Source organism: Streptomyces hilarionis, from assembly GCF_024539675.1.
Taxonomy (GTDB): domain Bacteria; phylum Actinomycetota; class Actinomycetes; order Streptomycetales; family Streptomycetaceae; genus Streptomyces; species Streptomyces hilarionis.
This window is the reverse complement of sequence record NZ_JAHHIT010000190.1, coordinates 1-16170: the sequence shown is the minus strand read 5'-3', so window position 1 is coordinate 16170 and position 16170 is coordinate 1. Positions and strand designations below refer to the sequence as shown.

Below are 16170 nucleotides of genomic sequence, written 5' to 3'. Positions count from 1 at the left end.
CCCCCGCGGGCCGCGGTGGGGTCCGGGGGCGCAGCCCGCGGGGGCGTCTACCGCTACCGTGGGCAAGATGAGCACCGCGGACCAACAGGCCCCCCGGTCCCTCGCGGAAGCGCTCCGCGCCCGGGACGACGCTTCCCTGGCCGCGCTGCTGCGCGCCCGCCCCGACCTGATCACGCCGGTCCCGACGGACCTCACCCAGCTCGCCACCCGGGCCGGCACCCGTGCCTCGGTGGTGCGCGCGCTGGAGCGGCTCGACGCGTTCGCCCTCCAGACCGCGGAGGCGCTGGCCGTGGCGGGCGATCCGGCGACCTGGGACGAGCTGCTCGCTCTGATGGCGGGCGACGCCCGCGACCCGGCCGTCGCCGCCGCGCTCCCCGGCGCGCTCGCCGCACTGCGCGAACAGGCGCTGGTGTGGGGCGCGGACGACCGGCTGCGACTGGTGCGGACCGCCCGGGAACTCCTCGCGCCCTCCCCGCAGCACCCCTCCCCGACGGGGCTCGGGCCGAGCGTGCGGGAGGCGACGGCGGGGATGTCGCCGGGCCGGATCCAGGAGTTCGTGACGAACGCCGGGCTGCCGTCCACGCACGACTCGGTGTCCGCCGTCTCCGCGCTCTCCTCGCTCTTCTCGCGCCGCCGGAAGATGGCCGCGCTGCTGGCCAAGGCGCCCGCCGGTTCGGTCGACGTGCTGGAGCGGCTGGTGTGGGGGCCGCCCTACGGGCAGGTCACGGCCGAACCGGCGGCGCACCTGCGGTGGCTGCTCGACCGCGGGATGCTGCTGCCGACGGCGCCGGGGACGGTCGTCCTGCCGCGCGAGGTGGCCCTGCATCTGCGGGCGGGCCGCGCCCACCGGTCGCCGCAGCCGACGCCGCCCGCCGTGCAGCCGCTCGTCACGCACCGTCCCGAGGTGGTCGACGCGACGGCGGCCGGCCAGGCGTACACGGCGCTGACGACGGTCGAGGAGTTGCTGAAGGAGTGGGACGAGGGCGGGCCGGCGGTGCTGCGGGCCGGTGGGCTGAGCGTGCGCGACCTCAAGCGGACGGCCGTCGCGCTGGACGTGTCCGAACCGGTCGCCGCGTTCTGGGTGGAGCTGGCGTACGCGGCCGGTCTGCTCGCCTCCGACGGTGAGGCGGACGAGCGGTACGCGGCGACCCCGGAGTACGACGAGTGGCTGGAGCGGCCGCCCGCCGAGCGATGGGCCCAGCTGGCGCAGGCCTGGCTGACGGCGACCCGGACGTCCGGGGTGGTCGGGGGCCGCGATCTCAAGGAGCGGGCGCTGTCGGCGCTGGGCCCCGGCCTGGACCGGTCGGCGGCGCCGGAGGTGCGGCGCCGGGTGCTGACGTTGCTGGCCGGGCTGCCGGAAGGGGCCGTGCCGGAGGCGGAGGCGGTGCTGGCCCGGCTGCGCTGGGAGCACCCGTTGCGCGGACCCCAGCCCCAGGGCCCCGCGGGCCCCCCGGGCTCGCACGGCTTCCAGGGCGAGGAGGATCTGCGGTCGCGGCTCGCCCGCTGGACGCTGACCGAGGCCGAGATGCTGGGCGTGACCGGCCGGGGCGCCTTGGCGGCGCACGGCCGCGCCCTGCTGGGGGCGGGCGCGGCGACGCCCGCCCGCCCGGCCTCGGCCGGAGCGGGAGCGGTCCCGGCCGGGCCGGGCGACAAGCTGCCGGCCCACCACAGAAGCGTCGCCCCCGCCGCGGCCGCCGCGTCGGCCCCGGAGCAGGCCGTGGCCACCGCGGCGGCCGCCCGGCTGCTGGCCCCGCTGCTGCCCGAGCCGCTGGACCACGTGCTGCTCCAGGCCGACCTGACGGCCGTCGCACCGGGTCCGCTGAAGCGGCCGCTGGCCGACGTGCTGAGCGTCCTGGCGGACGTCGAGTCCAAGGGCGGCGCGACCGTCTACCGCTTCACGCCCGGTTCGGTGCGCCGGGCGCTGGACGCCGGGCGCAGCGCCTCCGACCTGCACGCCTTCCTCGCCGAGCACTCCCGCACGCCGGTGCCCCAGCCGTTGGCGTACCTGATCGACGACGTGGCGCGCCGGCACGGGCACCTGCGGGTGGGGGCGGCCTCGGCGTACGTGCGCTGCGACGACGAGTCGGTCCTGAACGAGATCCTCGCCGACAAGCGGGCCGCCGCCCTGCGTCTGCGCCGGCTGGCGCCCACGGTGCTCGCGGCCCAGGCCGACCCGGCGGCCCTGCTGGACGGGCTGCGCGCGATGGGCTTCGCGCCGGCCGCGGAGTCCGCCGAGGGCGACGTCCTGATCACGCGCGCGCACGCCCACCGCACCCCGCCCCGCACGGCCCCCGAGCCGGTGCCGGACGGCCCGCCGGTGCCCGACGGCACTCTCCTGTCGGCGGCGATCCGCGCGATCCGCGCCGGTGACCTGGCCGCCACGGCCCCGCGAAAACCGGCCGAGGACGCCGCCCCGCTCGGTCCCGGCCGGCTCCCCCGCACCAGCTCCGCCGAGACGCTCGCCACCATGCAGGCGGCCGTCCTGACCGGGGAGGCGCTGTGGATCGGCTACGTCAACGCGGAGGGGGCGGCGAGCCAGCGGGTCATCGCCCCGGTCCGGGTGGAGGGCGGTTTCGTGACGGCGTACGACCACACGGCCGACGAGGTGCGCACCTACCCGCTGCACCGGATCACGGGCGTGGCGGAGCTGGCCGGCGACTGACGGCGGCGGGCCCCTCCCGCGGCGTCCGGCTCCGGCCCTCTCAGCACTCCCCCACGGCGGCGTCCGCGGCAAGGCCGAAGTGGGCGCGGGCCTCGGTCTCCAGGCCGGCGGGCGACATCCGGTCGCGCAGGGCGGCCCTGGTGAAGACGCCGAAGTGGGACTCGGTCCAGCGCGCGTACTCCTCGCCGTCCGGCGCCTCGTCCCGGCCGACGACGACGAAGCCGCCGTCCGCCGCGTGGTCCCGTCTCAGCCGCACCACCTGCGGGTACTGGCCGGCGGCGCACTCCACCAGGCTGCCGTCCCGCACGCCGTACTCCACGCACAGCGCGTCGACGCCGGCCCGCACCTCGCCGGCGCGCTCCTCCAGTTCGAGCGCCCGCGCCCGGCAGAACCAGCGCACGTCGCGCACGAGGGCGCCGTCGGCCGGGCCGCTCCTCCCCGACTCCGCGACGAGCCGGGCCTCGATCACCGGCCGCACCTGCGCCCAGAGCTCCTCGTCGACGTCGGCCGGCCACATCACCCAGGTCCCCGTGACCGCGAGGACGGCCGCTGCTCCGACGCCGACCGCGCCTCTGCGGAACGACAGGACCGGCATACCGTGGACTCCTCACCGCGTCGCGCCCGTCGCGCTGCTCTCCCGGTCAGACACCCGCGGAGGCCCCAGGGTTGCCCAGCCGCGGAAGGACTCCGCCGGGAGCCGCAGCGGAGCCGGTGCGGGCCGGGAGGGGGCCGCGGCCCGTCGTCCGACGACGTCGTGCGGCACACTGGAGGTTTGGCCCGTGCGGAAGGGATGGCGTACGTGAACGGACCGCTGATCGTCCAGTCGGACAAGACTCTGCTCCTGGAGGTCGACCACGAGCAGGCCGACGCGTGCCGTCGGGCCATCGCGCCGTTCGCGGAGCTGGAGCGGGCGCCCGAGCACATCCACACCTACCGGCTGACGCCGCTGGGTCTGTGGAACGCGCGGGCCGCCGGGCACGACGCCGAGCAGGTCGTGGACGCGCTCGTGCAGTACAGCCGCTACCCGGTGCCGCACGCGCTGCTGGTGGACATCGCCGAGACGATGGACCGCTACGGCCGGCTGACGCTCAGCAAGGACCCGGCGCACGGACTGGTGCTGACCACCACGGACCGGCCGGTGCTGGAGGAGATCCTGCGTTCCAAGCGGGTGGCCCCGCTGGTCGGCGCGCGGATCGACCCGGACACGGTCGTCGTGCACCCCTCCGAGCGCGGCCAGATCAAGCAGACGCTGCTGAAGCTGGGCTGGCCGGCCGAGGACCTCGCGGGGTACGTCGACGGCGAGGCGCACGCGATCGAGCTGGACGAGGACGGCTGGGCGCTGCGGCCGTACCAGCGGCAGGCGGTGGAGAACTTCTGGCACGGCGGGAGCGGGGTCGTGGTCCTGCCGTGCGGGGCGGGCAAGACGCTGGTCGGCGCGGGCGCGATGGCGCAGGCGAAGTCGACGACGCTGATCCTCGTGACGAACACGGTCTCGGCCCGGCAGTGGAAGCACGAGCTGGTGAAGCGGACGTCGCTGACCGAGGACGAGATCGGCGAGTACAGCGGGACGCGCAAGGAGATCCGTCCGGTCACCATCGCCACGTACCAGGTGCTGACGACCCGCCGTAAGGGCGTCTACCCGCACCTGGAGCTGTTCGACTCGCGCGACTGGGGGCTGATCCTCTACGACGAGGTGCATCTGCTGCCCGCGCCGGTCTTCAAGTTCACGGCGGATCTGCAGGCGCGCCGGCGGCTGGGTCTGACGGCGACCCTGGTCCGTGAGGACGGCCGCGAGTCGGACGTGTTCTCCCTCATCGGGCCGAAGCGGTTCGACGCTCCGTGGAAGGAGATCGAGGCGCAGGGCTACATCGCGCCCGCGGACTGCGTGGAGGTCCGGGTGAACCTGACGGACTCCGAGCGGCTGGCGTACGCGACCGCGGAGGCGGAGGAGAAGTACCGGTTCTGTGCGACGACGGCGACCAAGCGGAAGGTGACGGAGGCGCTCGTCCGGCGTTTCGCCGGGCAGCAGATCCTGGTCATCGGCCAGTACATCGACCAGCTGGACGAGCTGGGCGAGCACCTGAACGCTCCCGTGATCAAGGGCGAGACGACCAACGCGCAGCGCGAGAAGCTCTTCGACGCGTTCCGGGAGGGCGAGATCAGCGTGCTGGTGGTGTCGAAGGTCGCGAACTTCTCGATCGACCTGCCGGAGGCGACGGTCGCCATCCAGGTGTCGGGCACCTTCGGCTCGCGTCAGGAGGAGGCGCAGCGGCTCGGCCGGGTCCTGCGTCCCAAGGCGGACGGCCACCAGGCCCATTTCTACTCGGTGGTGGCCCGTGACACGCTCGACCAGGACTTCGCGGCGCACCGCCAGCGGTTCCTGGCGGAGCAGGGCTACGCGTACCGGATCATGGACGCGGACGAGCTGCTGGCAGGGGGCTGAGCCGGTCTCGCGGGCTCGCGCGCCTCGTGCGGGGGTCCGCCGCGCGGTGGGGCGTCAGACGGCCGGCCGCCTGCTGCGGACGCCGGCCTCCGGGCCGTACTCGCCGAGGATGACGACGTCGAAGGCGGCGACGGCGAAGACCTTGATCGCGCGCAGGGCGTCGCCGAGGCGGTGGCGGTGGCCGTCGGACAGGGGGGTCGCGCCGGACGGGCGACCGGGGGCTGGGGTGATGGTCGCTGTACTCATGTCTCCATGATGGGATCCGGGACATAAGGGCGGCATCGGTCCCAGGTCCCCGGTGTGCGTCCTTCTCGGGTACACCCGGGGGGTGCGGTCTCCCCCGGGAGGTGGAGTGCCGCCCGTAGGGGGTGGACGGCCGCCCGGGCGGGGTGGAGGGGCCGGGTGCGGGGCGTGTCGGGGTGGTCGGAAAATCCGTTCGCGTGTGCCGGTGGCGGTCCCCTAGAATCTCCGCTCTTGCCCGCCTCCCTCGCCGGAGCGCCGCCGTCCGGACGGAAACCGGACGGCCCTCACCGCAGCCCCCTCAGCCGGTCCGGAGGCACCCCCTTGTCCACGCCGTCCCCGTCGTCAGCGCCGTCGGTTCCGTCAGCGCCTTCGGTTCCGTCAGCGCCGTCCCCGCACGCCGACGACGATCCGCTGGCCCGCGAGCGCTCCCATCTGTCCGCGTCGCGCACCGCCCTGCGCGCGATGCGGGAGGACGCGGAGTCCCTCGACATCCGCGACGTGACCGCGAACTGGGTCAACGCGCAGATCCTGGAGCGCCAGATCGGCGAGCGCATCAAGGCGCTCGCCGACCTCAGCGACACCCCGCTGTTCTTCGGTCGGCTGGACTACCTGCACGCTCCCGGCGCGGACCGTGCGGAGGGCGCCGAGGGCGAGCGCTTCTACATCGGGCGGCGCCATGTGCACGACGCGGACGGCGACCCGATGGTGATCGACTGGCGTGCGCCGGTCTCGCAGCCGTTCTACCGGGCGTCGAAGAAGGACCCGATGGACGTGGGGCTGCGCCGCCGCTTCGGCTACACGCGCGGGGACATCACCGCGTACGAGGACGAGCACCTGTCCGACCCCGGGGACCCGTCGGTGGCCGCGGCCACCAGCAAGCTGCTCCAGCAGGAGATCGAGCGGCCGCGCGTCGGCCCGATGCGCGACATCGTGGCCACCATCCAGCCCGAGCAGGACGAGATCGTGCGCAGCGGGCTGGGCGGGACGGTCTGTGTGCAGGGCGGGCCGGGCACGGGGAAGACGGCCGTCGGTCTGCACCGGGTGGCCTATCTGCTCTATGCCCACCGCGAGCGGCTCGCCCGCACGGGCACGCTGGTCATCGGGCCGAACAAGTCCTTCCTTCAGTACATCGAGCAGGTGCTGCCCGCGCTGGGCGAGCTGACGGTCCGCCAGGGCACGGTGGACGACCTGGTGGCCCGGGTGGAGGTGCGGGGCGCGGACGACGCGGCGGCGGCGGTCGTCAAGGGCGACGCGAGGATGGCGCAGGTGCTGCGCCGGGCGCTGTACGCGCACGTCGGCACGCCCGAGGAGCCGGTCGTCGTGGTGCGCGGCTCCCGGCGCTGGCGGGTCGCGGCGTACGAACTGCAACAGATGGTGGACGAGTTGCTCGACCGGGACATCCGGTACGGCGCGGCCCGCGACGCGCTGCCGCAGCGCATCGCGCACGCCGTGCTGGTGCAGATGGAGCGCTCGGGGGAGGCGCCGGACGACCGGGTGCAGGACGCCGTGGCCCGCAACAGCGCGGTGAAGGCGGCGGTGAAGCGGGTGTGGCCGGTGGTCGACCCGGCGAAGCTGGTGCTGCGGCTGCTCACGGACGCGGAGTTCCTCGCCGTGCACGCGCGGGGCGTGCTGAGCGAGGAGGAGCAGCGGACGATCCTGTGGGCGAAGCCGGTGCGGTCGGTGAAGGCGGCCAGGTGGTCGCCGGCGGACGCGGTGCTGATCGACGAGGCGACGGACCTCGTGGAGCGCACGCACTCGCTCGGCCATGTGGTGCTGGACGAGGCGCAGGACCTGTCGCCGATGCAGTACCGGGCGGTGGGGCGGCGCTGCACGACGGGTTCGGCGACCGTGCTGGGCGACCTGGCGCAGGGCACCACCCCGTGGGCGACCCGCAGCTGGGAGGAGGCCCTCGCCCACCTGGGCAAGGCGGACGCGGTGGTCGAGGAGCTCACGGCCGGTTTCCGCGTGCCGACGGACGTCATCGCGTACGCCTCGCGGCTGCTGCCGCACATCGCGCCGGGGCTGGCTCCCGTCGCGTCCGTCCGGGAGAACCCGGGCTTCTTCGAGCTGCGGCAGGTCTCGGGGGTCGAGGAGGTGGTCGCGGCGTGCGAGGAGTCGCTGCGGCACGAGGGCTCGACGGGTCTGATCGCGGCCGACGCGCGGATTCCGGCGCTGGCGGAGGCGCTGAAGGCGGCGGGCGTCGCCCATCTGTCGCCCGGCGAGGAGACGACGGCCGACAACCGTCTCACCCTGGTGCCGGCCTCGCTGGCGAAGGGTCTGGAGTACGACTACGTGGTCCTCGACGAGCCGCGCGCCGTGGTCGACGGGGAGCCCGACGAGCGGACGGGGCTGCGCCGGCTGTACGTGGCCCTGACCCGTGCGGTCTCGGGTCTGACCGTGACGCACACGGCCGCGCTGCCGCCCGAGCTCGGCTGACCGGCCCCGGTCCGGTCCGTCGGGCGCCCTGCCCCGCCCTCGCGCAGTTGGCCGGATCCGGCTGCGGCGGGCGGACGGGGGCGGCGGGCCGGGGTCACTGCGGCTGTGCCGCGTCCAGGGCCTGCCGCCATGCGCGCACGGAGCGCTCCGACACCGGGCCCGTCCAGCCGTGGGGGCGGGCGGCGCCGCCGATGTGGAAGGCGTTCAGGCCGGCGGAGCGCAGCCGCGGCACGTGGTCCAGGCGCAGGCCGCCGCCGACGAGGAGCTGCTGTTCGTAGCCCGGTTCGGTGTGCCGGGCCGCCTCGGCGAGGAGGGTGGGCAGACCGGCGTCGACGCCGTCGGCGGAGCCGGCGGTGAGGTAGGTGTCCAGTCCGGGCAGGCCGTCCAGCTGTTTGCGGACGGCGTCCCGGTCGGCGGCGTGGTCGAGGGCGCGGTGGAACGTCCAGGGGCAGCCGTCCAGTTCGGCGACGACGCGCTCCACCGCGGTCAGGTCCACGGAGCCCTGCGCGTCGAGGAAGCCGAGCACGAACTCCTCGGCGCCGGCCTCGCGCAGTTCGCCGGCGGTCCGCACGAGGCGGTCGACGTCCTTCGCGGCGCCCGCGGCGAAGCCGTCGGCGAGGCGCACCATCACGCGCAGGGAGAGGTCCACGGCGGCCCGGATCCCGGTGAGCGCGGCGAGCGGCGGGGTGAGCCCGTCGGCGGCCATGTCGGTGACCAGTTCGAGGCGGTCCGCGCCTCCGGCCTGGGCGGCGACCGCGTCCTCGACGTCGAGGGCGATCACCTCCAGAACTGCACGCTTGCTCATGGGACCCCATTCGTCGGCGTTCATCGACGCTCTTCGGCTACAGGTCTAGTCCAATTTAAGAATACGCCGGTCGGCGCGACAATGAGGCATGGCCGACCTCGACGCCCTGCGCACCCGTTTCAGCCACGCCCTGGAGGGCGTCCGGAGCCCGGCGGGCGGCCCCGACCCCGGGCCCTACGCCGACGCCCTCCTCGCCCGCTGGCAGGAGCCGCAGCGCCGCTACCACACGCTCGCGCACCTCACCGCGGTCCTCGACCGCGTCGACGAGCTCGTCGCGCACGCCGCCGACCCGGACGTCGTCCGGCTGGCGGCCTGGTTCCACGACGCCGTCTACCTGCCGGACCGCTCCGAGAACGAGGAGCGCTCCGCCCGGCTCGCCGAGCGCGCCCTGGCCGAGGCCGGCGTGCCGCCGGAGCGGACGGCCGAGGTGGCGCGCCTCGTGCGGCTCACCGTCACCCACGACCCGGCCGACGACGACCCCGACGGCCAGGTCCTGTGCGACGCCGACCTCGCGGTCCTCGCCGGCCCGCCGGCCGCGTACGCCGCCTACACCGCCGCCGTCCGCGAGGAGTACCACTTCGTCCCCGACGACGCCTTCCGCGCCGGCCGCTCCGACGTCCTGCGTCAACTCCTCGCGCTGCCCCGCCTGTTCAGGACCCCGTACGGGAAGAAGGCGTGGGAGGAGACGGCCCGGTACAACGTGCGGGGCGAGCTGGAGCTGCTGACCTCGTGACCGCCGCCTCGCCCGCACCGCCGCCCGCGCCGCCACCCGGGCCCCGCGCGCCCGCCCCGCGCATCCCCGCCGGACGCCTCACCCTCGAAGGCGTCTCCCCCGCAGCCGCCGCCGGACTGCGGGCGGGCGGCGGCGGAGGCTTCGCCTGGCTCGGCGGCGCGCCGTTCGAGGGGACCCGGGAAGCCGCCGGGATGACGGCGGGCGCGTACGCGCGCGGGGTGCACCGGCCGGAGTTCGGCCTCTACGTCCTCGTACGCCGGGCGGACGGTCTGGCCGTCGGCAGCATGGGCTTCCACGCCGCTCCCGACGAGGACGGCCGCACCGAGATCGGGTACGACCTCGTCGAGGCCGCCCGCGGCCGCGGCTACGCCACCGAGGCGCTGCGCGCGCTGGCCGGCTGGGCGCTGGCCCGGGACGACGTCCGGCGCCTGTTCGCGGTCGTCGAACACGCGAACGCCCCTTCCCGGGCCGTCCTCGAACGGGCCGGCTTCGTCAGGGTCGGCGAGGGCGAGGGCGAGTACGCGTATGAGCTGCGCGGCCGACCTCACCTGACGTAGCCGGGGCCGATCTTCGTCGCATCTCCCCCGCCGCCCGGCTCGCGCTTCGGATAATTCCGGCACGGCCGCGCCTCGCGCGACCGCGTGCGCCGGGGGAAACGGGGGAACGTCATGAGCAGCAGCGGCCCGCCACCGGAGCCGCCCCGCCCCCCGCGACCCGACCCCGACGCCCACCGGCTGGCCCGGCAGAGCGTGCGCTGGGCCGTCATCGGGGTCGTCGTCAGTTCGGTGCTCGCCCTGGCGGGGCTCTACCAGTCCTCCCACGGCGGCGGCCGGGGAGGCGCGACGGACGGCGGCACCAGCTCCGGCCGCGGCTGGAGCACCGGACCCGCGCCGGGCCCGGACACCGGCACGGCCACCGCCTCCCCCTCCCCGGCGGACGCCGCCTCCGGCGCCACCGAGATCTCCGACTCCGGCGGGACGCCCGACGCGAACGCCTCACCGGACGACGGCGCCGACGGGACCGGCGGGAGCGACGGATCCGGCGGGTCCGGCGGATCCGACGGGCTGACCGCCGCCGAGCACGAGCTGCGGGACTCGCTCAACGCCGACCAGTGGTCGCGCGAGAGCTGCTCGCACGCCCAGTGGCAGGGCGCGACGGCCGCCCTGTTCTGCACGGTCACCACGGTCGACGCCGGCGGCGTGCCCGGCGCCGGCAAGGCCAGCGTCGTGATGTACGACACCAAGTACGACCGCGACGTGGTGTTCCAGTCGTACGCCGGGCGGCTCCAGCCGGGCAACTGCGACGCGCAGAACGGCGTCTACGGCACCTGGCGCGAGAACAACACCGGCGGCTCCGCGGGGGACGTGGTCTGCTTCTTGTCGGACACCGGCCAGTACGTCTTCCTGTGCAGCTACTACGACCGCCCCGCGCTGGTCCAGATCAGCGGCGCCGACCGGGCGCGGCTCGTCTCCTGGTGGCACACGATGGAGCCGGTGTTCACCCGCTGACGCCGCCGTGCTTGCGCCGTCGCAGGCCGGCCGCCGTCAGCAGCCGCACCACCTCCCGGCTGCTCACCTCGACCGCGCCGGCCGCCACCAGCTCGGCGTAGCGGTGCGAGGGGATGTCGTAGTGATCGCGTTCGAAGGCGCGCCGCGGGACGCCCGACCGGTCGGCGAAGGCGTGCAGTTCCGCGTACGAGACGTCGCTGACGAGGTGGGACCACATCCGGCCGTGCCCCGGCCAGTCCGGCGGGTCGATGTAGACGGTCACGAGCGGCTCACGAGGTCGGCGCGCCGCCCGTGGCCGACCCCAGCGAGCCCACCGACGCGACCTTCACGCCCGCCTTGTGGCACACCCAGTGCGGGTCCGGGCCGAGTTCGGGCTCGACGTCGAGGGCGTGCGGGTCGCCGGAGCCGCAGACCGGGCACAGCGGCCAGCGGCCGTGGCTCTCCAGCAGGGCGTCCTGCACGTCCTGGGCCACCAGCCCGGCGACGTACGCGGCGCCCTCGGGCCACTGCTCGACCCACCAGCGCCGCTGCACCACGGAGTCCTCGACCATCGACACGACGTCCGCCGCGGCGACCTCGCCCGAGGCGAGATCGGCCAGCACCAGGGCACGCGCCGTGTGCAGGGTTCGTTCCAGCGGGTCGACGGGGGTGAGGGGATCGTCCATGCCCCCATTGTGCGCACTCCCGGCCCGAACCCGGCCGGCGGATGCGTGCGGGCCGCCGGGCCGCGCCGGCCGCGTCGTGCGAGGCGTCGGCCCACCGGCACCGGTAGACCGTAGGGGTGCTCGTGCGGCCCCCGGGCGCCGAACCGCATCCGACCCCGGCCGCCGGTCGCGTCCGCGCGCGGAACCGGGCGGACGGGACCGGCGCGCGAGCCGCCCCGCCCGACGTCAGACGCCCCCGCACCGGAAGCGAGACCCGTCCCGATGACCTCCAGCCCGGACCCCCAGGAACTGCGCGCCGCGCTCGCGACGCTGACCACCGAGGCGTTCCGCCCCGACCTCTCCGAGATCGACCGGCTGCCCACCCTGGACATCGCCCGCCTCATGAACGCCGAGGACGCGGGCGTGCCCGCCGCCGTGGCCGCCGAGCTGCCCGCGATCGCCGCCGTCATCGACGCCGTGGCCGACCGGATGGCGCGCGGCGGCCGGCTGGTCTACGCGGGCGCCGGCACCGCCGGCCGGCTCGGCGTGCTCGACGCCTGCGAGTGCCCGCCGACCTTCGGCACCGCCCCCGGCCAGGTCCTCGGCGTGATCGCCGGCGGGCCGTCGGCGATCACGGCGGCCGTCGAGGGCGCCGAGGACTCCCCGGAGCTGGCCGAGGCCGACCTCGCCGCCCTCTCCCTCACGCCCGAGGACACGGTGGTCGGCGTCTCCGCCTCCGGCCGCACCCCGTACGCCGTGGGGGCCGTCGCGTACGCGCGGTCCCGGGGCGCGCTGACCGTCGGACTGGCCTGCAACCGGGGCAGTGCGCTGGCCGCGGCCGCCGACCACGGGATCGAGGTCGTCGTGGGGCCCGAACTGCTCACCGGCTCCACCCGGCTCAAGGCCGGCACCGCGCAGAAGCTGGTGCTGAACATGATCTCGACGGTCACGATGATGCGGCTCGGCAAGACCTTCGGGAACCTGATGGTCGACGTCCGCGCCACCAACGACAAGCTGCGTGCCCGCTCCCGGCGGATCGTCGCCCTGGCGACGGGCGCGGCCGACGACACGGTCGAGGCGGCCCTCGCGGCCGCCGACGGCGAGGTGAAGAACGCGATCCTCATCGTGCTGGCCGGCGTGGACGGCCCCGCGGCCGCCCGCCTTCTGGAGGAGTCCGGGGGCCATCTGCGCGCCGCGCTCGCCGCCGCGGGCGGCTGAGCCGCACGCTCGACGGGTGCCCAACGACTCCTCCACCACAGCCGCCGCGATCCTGCCCCTGGTCGGCGGCCCCGCGAACGTCACCTCCGTCGCCCACTGCATGACCCGGCTGCGGCTCGGCCTCGCCGATCCGTCCCGGGCCGACGGGGCCGCCCTGCGGGCCGTGCCCGGGGTGCTCGGCCTCGTCCTGGACGACGGCTCCTGCCAGGTGGTCCTCGGACCGGGTGCGGTGACGCGGGTGACGGCCGCGTTCGAGGACCTGCTCGCCGCCACCCCCGCCACCGACGCCCCCGTCCCGGGGGTCTCCGCCACGGCGGCCGCCGACACCCCGCCGGCCGCCGCCGCGCCGGGCGGGCGGGGGACGGGGGCGGCGCCCGCGGCCCGCCGGACGGCCGCGAGCGGCCCGAAGGCGGTGCTGCGCCGGCTCGCCGCCGTCTTCCTCCCGCTGATCCCCGCCCTCGTCGGCTGCGGGATCCTCGCGGGCGTCGACGGCCTCCTCGTGAACGCGGGCCTGCTGCCCGGCCTCACCCCCGCGCTAACCGCCCTCGCCTCCGGCTTCATGGCGCTGTTCCCCGTGTTCGTCGGCTACAACACGGCGAAGGAGTTCGGCGGCACCCCCGTCCTGGGCGGGGCCGTGGCGGCGGTCGTCGTCCACCCGGGGGTCGCGAAGGTGACGGCGTTCGGGGTCGCGCTCTCCCCCGGCCAGGGCGGGGTCCTCGGCGCGCTGGCCGCGGCCCTGCTGGCGACACGGGTGGAGAAGTGGTGCCGCGGCCGCGTCCCCCAGACGCTGGACGTGCTCCTCACGCCCACCCTGACGGTCCTCGTCGCGGGCCTCGGCACGCTGTACGGGCTGATGTACGCGGCCGGAGCGGTGTCCTCGGCCGTCGGCACGGCGGCGAACTGGCTGCTGGCGACGACGGGCCCGTTCGCCGGCCTCGTCCTGGGCGGCCTCTTCCTGCCCCTGGTGACGCTGGGGCTCCACCAGGCCCTCATCCCCGTCCACGCCACCCTCATCGAGCAGCAGGGCTACACGGTCCTGCTGCCCGTCCTCGCGATGGCGGGCGCGGGCCAGGTCGGCGCGGCGATCGCGGTGTACGTCCGGCTGCGCCCGGGCGCGCCCCTGCGCACGACGATCAGGTCGGCGCTCCCGGCCGGACTGCTCGGCGTCGGCGAGCCCCTGGTCTACGGGGTGTCGCTGCCGCTGGGACGCCCCTTCCTGACCGCCTGCGCGGGCGGGGCGGCCGGCGGCGCCTTCGTCGGGTTCTTCGCGATGCTCGGCGACACGGTGGGGGCGACGGCGATCGGACCGTCCGGCTGGGCGCTGTTCCCGCTGCTGGCGGGCAACCGGGGGCTGGGCGAGACGGCGGCGGTCTACGCGGGCGGCCTGCTGACGGGGTACGCGGTGGGCTTCGCCGCGACCTACGCCTTCGGCGGGGTGACGACAGCGGCCGCGACCGCCGCCACCGGTGATCCGCACGACCCGGGCACGGCCACCGGCCCCGATCCGGACGGCCCGGTCGCCGTCGGCGACGATCCGCGCGGCCCGGTCGCGTCCGCCGCCAACGCCCGCCATCCGCAGGGTTCCTGAACCGGGGGCGCACCCGGGCCCGTCCCCGGGCTGCGCGTGCTCCCGGCCCGCCCCGAACCCCCGTCCGGGACGCCCGGCCTACCCTTGGTGCCATGAACCACGCCCAGCTCACCGCTCTCGGTCGTGCCCTCCGGCTGTGCGGAGAGCACGGCGAGGCCCTGACCGCCGACACGCCCGACGCCCGTCTGCACGAGGTCAAGGCCGATCTGCGGCGGGCCCTGGAGCTGCTGGACGACAGCGTGGTGGGCGCCGCGCCCACCACCCGCTGCGCCGAGCACCCGAACGGTCCGGTCGACGAGGCGGCCCACGACCTGTGTCTGCTGTGCGAGACCCGCCGCCGGGCCGCCCGCCGGGCCGAGTTCAACGGGCCGGCCCCGCAGGCGCCGCACACCGCCCCCGCCCCTTCCCGCTACGGCGCCCGCGCCGACCGGCCGCAGCCCCAGCAGCGCTGGCTGGCGGAACTGTGGACCGGCCAGGAGTGGCAGCTGTGCGGGACGCCCCGGCGCGACCGCCGCGAGGCCGAGCTGTACATCACCGCCCTGCGCCGCGGTTCCCGGCCCGCGATGGCCTACCGGCTGGTGCACGAGTTCACCGACTACGAGGTGCTGCGCGTCTGGGGCACCCCGGTGAAGGTCGACATCGAGCCGATGGGCAGTCTTTAGCGCCTCAGCTGAGGGTCTTCAGCGCGGCGGCGTCGTAGGGCTTCAGCTCGTCGAGGCGACCGGCGAGGATCTTGGCCGCCCACTCCGGGTCCTGGAGCAGCGCCCGCCCGACGGCCACCATGTCGAACTCGTCGCGCTCGAGGCGGTCGAGGAGGTCGTCGATGCCCTTGACCGGGGAGCCCTCGCCCATGAAGCCCTTGATGAAGTCGCCGTCGAGGCCGACCGAGCCCACGGTGATGGCGGGCTTGCCGGTGAGCTTCTTCGTCCAGCCCGCGAGGTTGAGGTCGGAGCCGTCGAACTCCGGGAGCCAGTAGCGGCGGGTGGAGGCGTGGAAGGCGTCGACGCCGGCGGCGGCGAGCGGGGCCAGGATGGCCTCCAGCTCCTCGGGCGTCTCGGCGAGCCGCGCGTCGTAGGCCTCCTGCTTCCACTGAGAGTAGCGGAAGATGACCGGGAACTCCGCCGAGACGGTCTCCCGGACGGCCGCCACGATCTCGGCGGCGAACTTGGCGCGGGCCACCGGGTCGCCGCCGTACGCGTCGGTGCGGCGGTTGGTCCCGGCCCACAGGAACTGGTCGATCAGGTAGCCGTGGGCGCCGTGGATCTCGACGCCGTCGAAGCCGATGCGCTCGGCGGCGGCCGCCGCCTCGGCGAACGCGCCGATGACGTCGTCCAGGTCGCGCTGGGTCATGGCCTTGCCCGTGCCCTCGGTGCCGTCGACGCGGATGCCGGAGGGGCCGACGGCGGGCGCGTCCGCGTAGGGCGGCTCGCCCTGCTTGCGCACCATCCCGATGTGCCACAGCTGCGGCACGATCGTCCCGCCGCCCGCGTGCACCGCCTCGGCGACCTTCGCCCAGCCCGCGAGCTGCTCCGCGCCGTGGAAGCGGGGCACCCGGTCGCTCTGCCCGGCGGAGTCGTGCCCGACGTACGTCCCCTCGGTGACGATGAGGCCGACACCGGCGGCGGCCCGGCGCCCGTAGTACGACACCACGTCCTCGCCGGGAACGCCGCCCGGCGAGAACATGCGCGTCATGGGGGCCATGGCGATGCGGTTCGGGACGGTCAGTCCGTTGATCGACACCGGCCGGGACAGGATCTCGGCGGCGCGGGAAGAGGCAGGCTGGGTGACACTCACGTGGGGGACTCCTCGTGGACGGGAACCGGGCGGTATGTGCACGCGCATGGAGTGCGCTCCTCACGGAACGCCCCCGGCCCCCGACCCCATTCCGCC

Annotated in this window: 14 protein-coding genes and 1 pseudogene; 9 read left to right on the top strand and 6 right to left on the bottom strand. The window is 75.6% G+C overall.

Features of this window, described 5'->3' with window-relative positions:
• The first annotated feature begins 67 nt into the window (after window positions 1–67).
• A complete protein-coding gene (locus KMS84_RS33585; RefSeq protein WP_256920301.1) occupies window positions 68–2662 on the top strand; it encodes a helicase-associated domain-containing protein in 2595 nt (864 codons plus the stop codon).
• Between the two features lie 40 nt (window positions 2663–2702).
• Here the strand turns inward: KMS84_RS33585 and KMS84_RS33580 are convergent, their stop codons facing one another.
• A complete protein-coding gene (locus KMS84_RS33580; RefSeq protein ID WP_256920300.1) occupies window positions 2703–3257 on the bottom strand; it encodes a hypothetical protein in 555 nt (184 codons plus the stop codon).
• Window positions 3258–3461: 204 nt separating this feature from the next.
• On the opposite strand from KMS84_RS33580, the gene KMS84_RS33575 reads away from it, so the two are divergent.
• On the top strand, window positions 3462–5105 hold the full coding sequence (locus KMS84_RS33575; RefSeq protein ID WP_361351111.1) for a DNA repair helicase XPB: 1644 nt from the start codon (window positions 3462–3464) through the stop codon (window positions 5103–5105).
• A gap of 54 nt (window positions 5106–5159) precedes the next feature.
• Here the strand turns inward: KMS84_RS33575 and KMS84_RS33570 are convergent, their stop codons facing one another.
• On the bottom strand, window positions 5160–5351 hold the full coding sequence (locus KMS84_RS33570; RefSeq protein WP_256920299.1) for a hypothetical protein: 192 nt from the start codon (window positions 5349–5351) through the stop codon (window positions 5160–5162).
• Between the two features lie 318 nt (window positions 5352–5669).
• On the opposite strand from KMS84_RS33570, the gene KMS84_RS33565 reads away from it, so the two are divergent.
• Window positions 5670–7784, top strand: coding sequence for a HelD family protein (locus tag KMS84_RS33565; RefSeq protein WP_498066956.1), 2115 nt, complete (start codon window positions 5670–5672; stop codon window positions 7782–7784).
• 94 nt (window positions 7785–7878) lie between these two features.
• On the opposite strand, the gene KMS84_RS33560 is transcribed toward KMS84_RS33565, so the two are convergent.
• Window positions 7879–8589 carry a copper homeostasis protein CutC gene (locus KMS84_RS33560; RefSeq protein ID WP_256920297.1) on the bottom strand — a complete coding sequence of 237 codons (711 nt, stop codon included), beginning with the start codon at window positions 8587–8589 and terminating at the stop codon, window positions 7879–7881.
• 88 nt (window positions 8590–8677) lie between these two features.
• On the opposite strand from KMS84_RS33560, the gene KMS84_RS33555 reads away from it, so the two are divergent.
• The 3 genes and pseudogenes from KMS84_RS33555 to KMS84_RS33545 all read left to right on the top strand — a co-directional run bounded on the left by KMS84_RS33555 (window position 8678) and on the right by KMS84_RS33545 (window position 10830).
• A complete protein-coding gene (locus tag KMS84_RS33555) occupies window positions 8678–9322 on the top strand; it encodes an HD domain-containing protein (RefSeq protein ID WP_256920296.1) in 645 nt (214 codons plus the stop codon).
• Between the two features lie 62 nt (window positions 9323–9384).
• Window positions 9385–9879 (top strand): annotated as a pseudogene (locus KMS84_RS33550) (GNAT family N-acetyltransferase); the annotation flags it as partial.
• A 111-nt stretch (window positions 9880–9990) separates the two neighbouring features.
• Complete coding sequence (locus KMS84_RS33545) at window positions 9991–10830, top strand: hypothetical protein (protein WP_256920295.1); 840 nt, start codon at window positions 9991–9993, stop codon at window positions 10828–10830.
• Here the strand turns inward: KMS84_RS33545 and KMS84_RS33540 are convergent.
• Window positions 10820–11092, bottom strand: coding sequence for a DUF4031 domain-containing protein (locus KMS84_RS33540; protein WP_256920293.1), 273 nt, complete (start codon window positions 11090–11092; stop codon window positions 10820–10822). The genes KMS84_RS33545 and KMS84_RS33540 overlap by 11 nt on opposite strands.
• Window positions 11093–11099: 7 nt before the next feature.
• Entirely contained in the window at window positions 11100–11495 is a 396-nt protein-coding gene (locus tag KMS84_RS33535; protein WP_256920292.1) for a DUF8819 family protein, read from the bottom strand.
• Between the two features lie 261 nt (window positions 11496–11756).
• Between KMS84_RS33535 and murQ the strand changes: the two genes are divergently transcribed.
• From murQ to KMS84_RS33520, 3 genes are all read left to right on the top strand, one after another.
• Window positions 11757–12692: an N-acetylmuramic acid 6-phosphate etherase gene (gene murQ / locus KMS84_RS33530; RefSeq protein ID WP_256920291.1), complete on the top strand. Its 936-nt coding sequence runs from the start codon at window positions 11757–11759 to the stop codon at window positions 12690–12692.
• A gap of 16 nt (window positions 12693–12708) precedes the next feature.
• Window positions 12709–14280, top strand: coding sequence for a PTS transporter subunit EIIC (locus KMS84_RS33525; protein WP_256920290.1), 1572 nt, complete (start codon window positions 12709–12711; stop codon window positions 14278–14280).
• A gap of 92 nt (window positions 14281–14372) precedes the next feature.
• Entirely contained in the window at window positions 14373–14942 is a 570-nt protein-coding gene (locus KMS84_RS33520) for a hypothetical protein (protein ID WP_256920289.1), read from the top strand.
• Window positions 14943–14946: 4 nt separating this feature from the next.
• Here KMS84_RS33520 and KMS84_RS33515 read toward each other — a convergent pair whose 3' ends face one another.
• On the bottom strand, window positions 14947–16122 hold the full coding sequence (locus tag KMS84_RS33515; RefSeq protein ID WP_285894283.1) for an NADH:flavin oxidoreductase: 1176 nt from the start codon (window positions 16120–16122) through the stop codon (window positions 14947–14949).
• Between the last annotated feature and the right edge of the window lie 48 nt (window positions 16123–16170).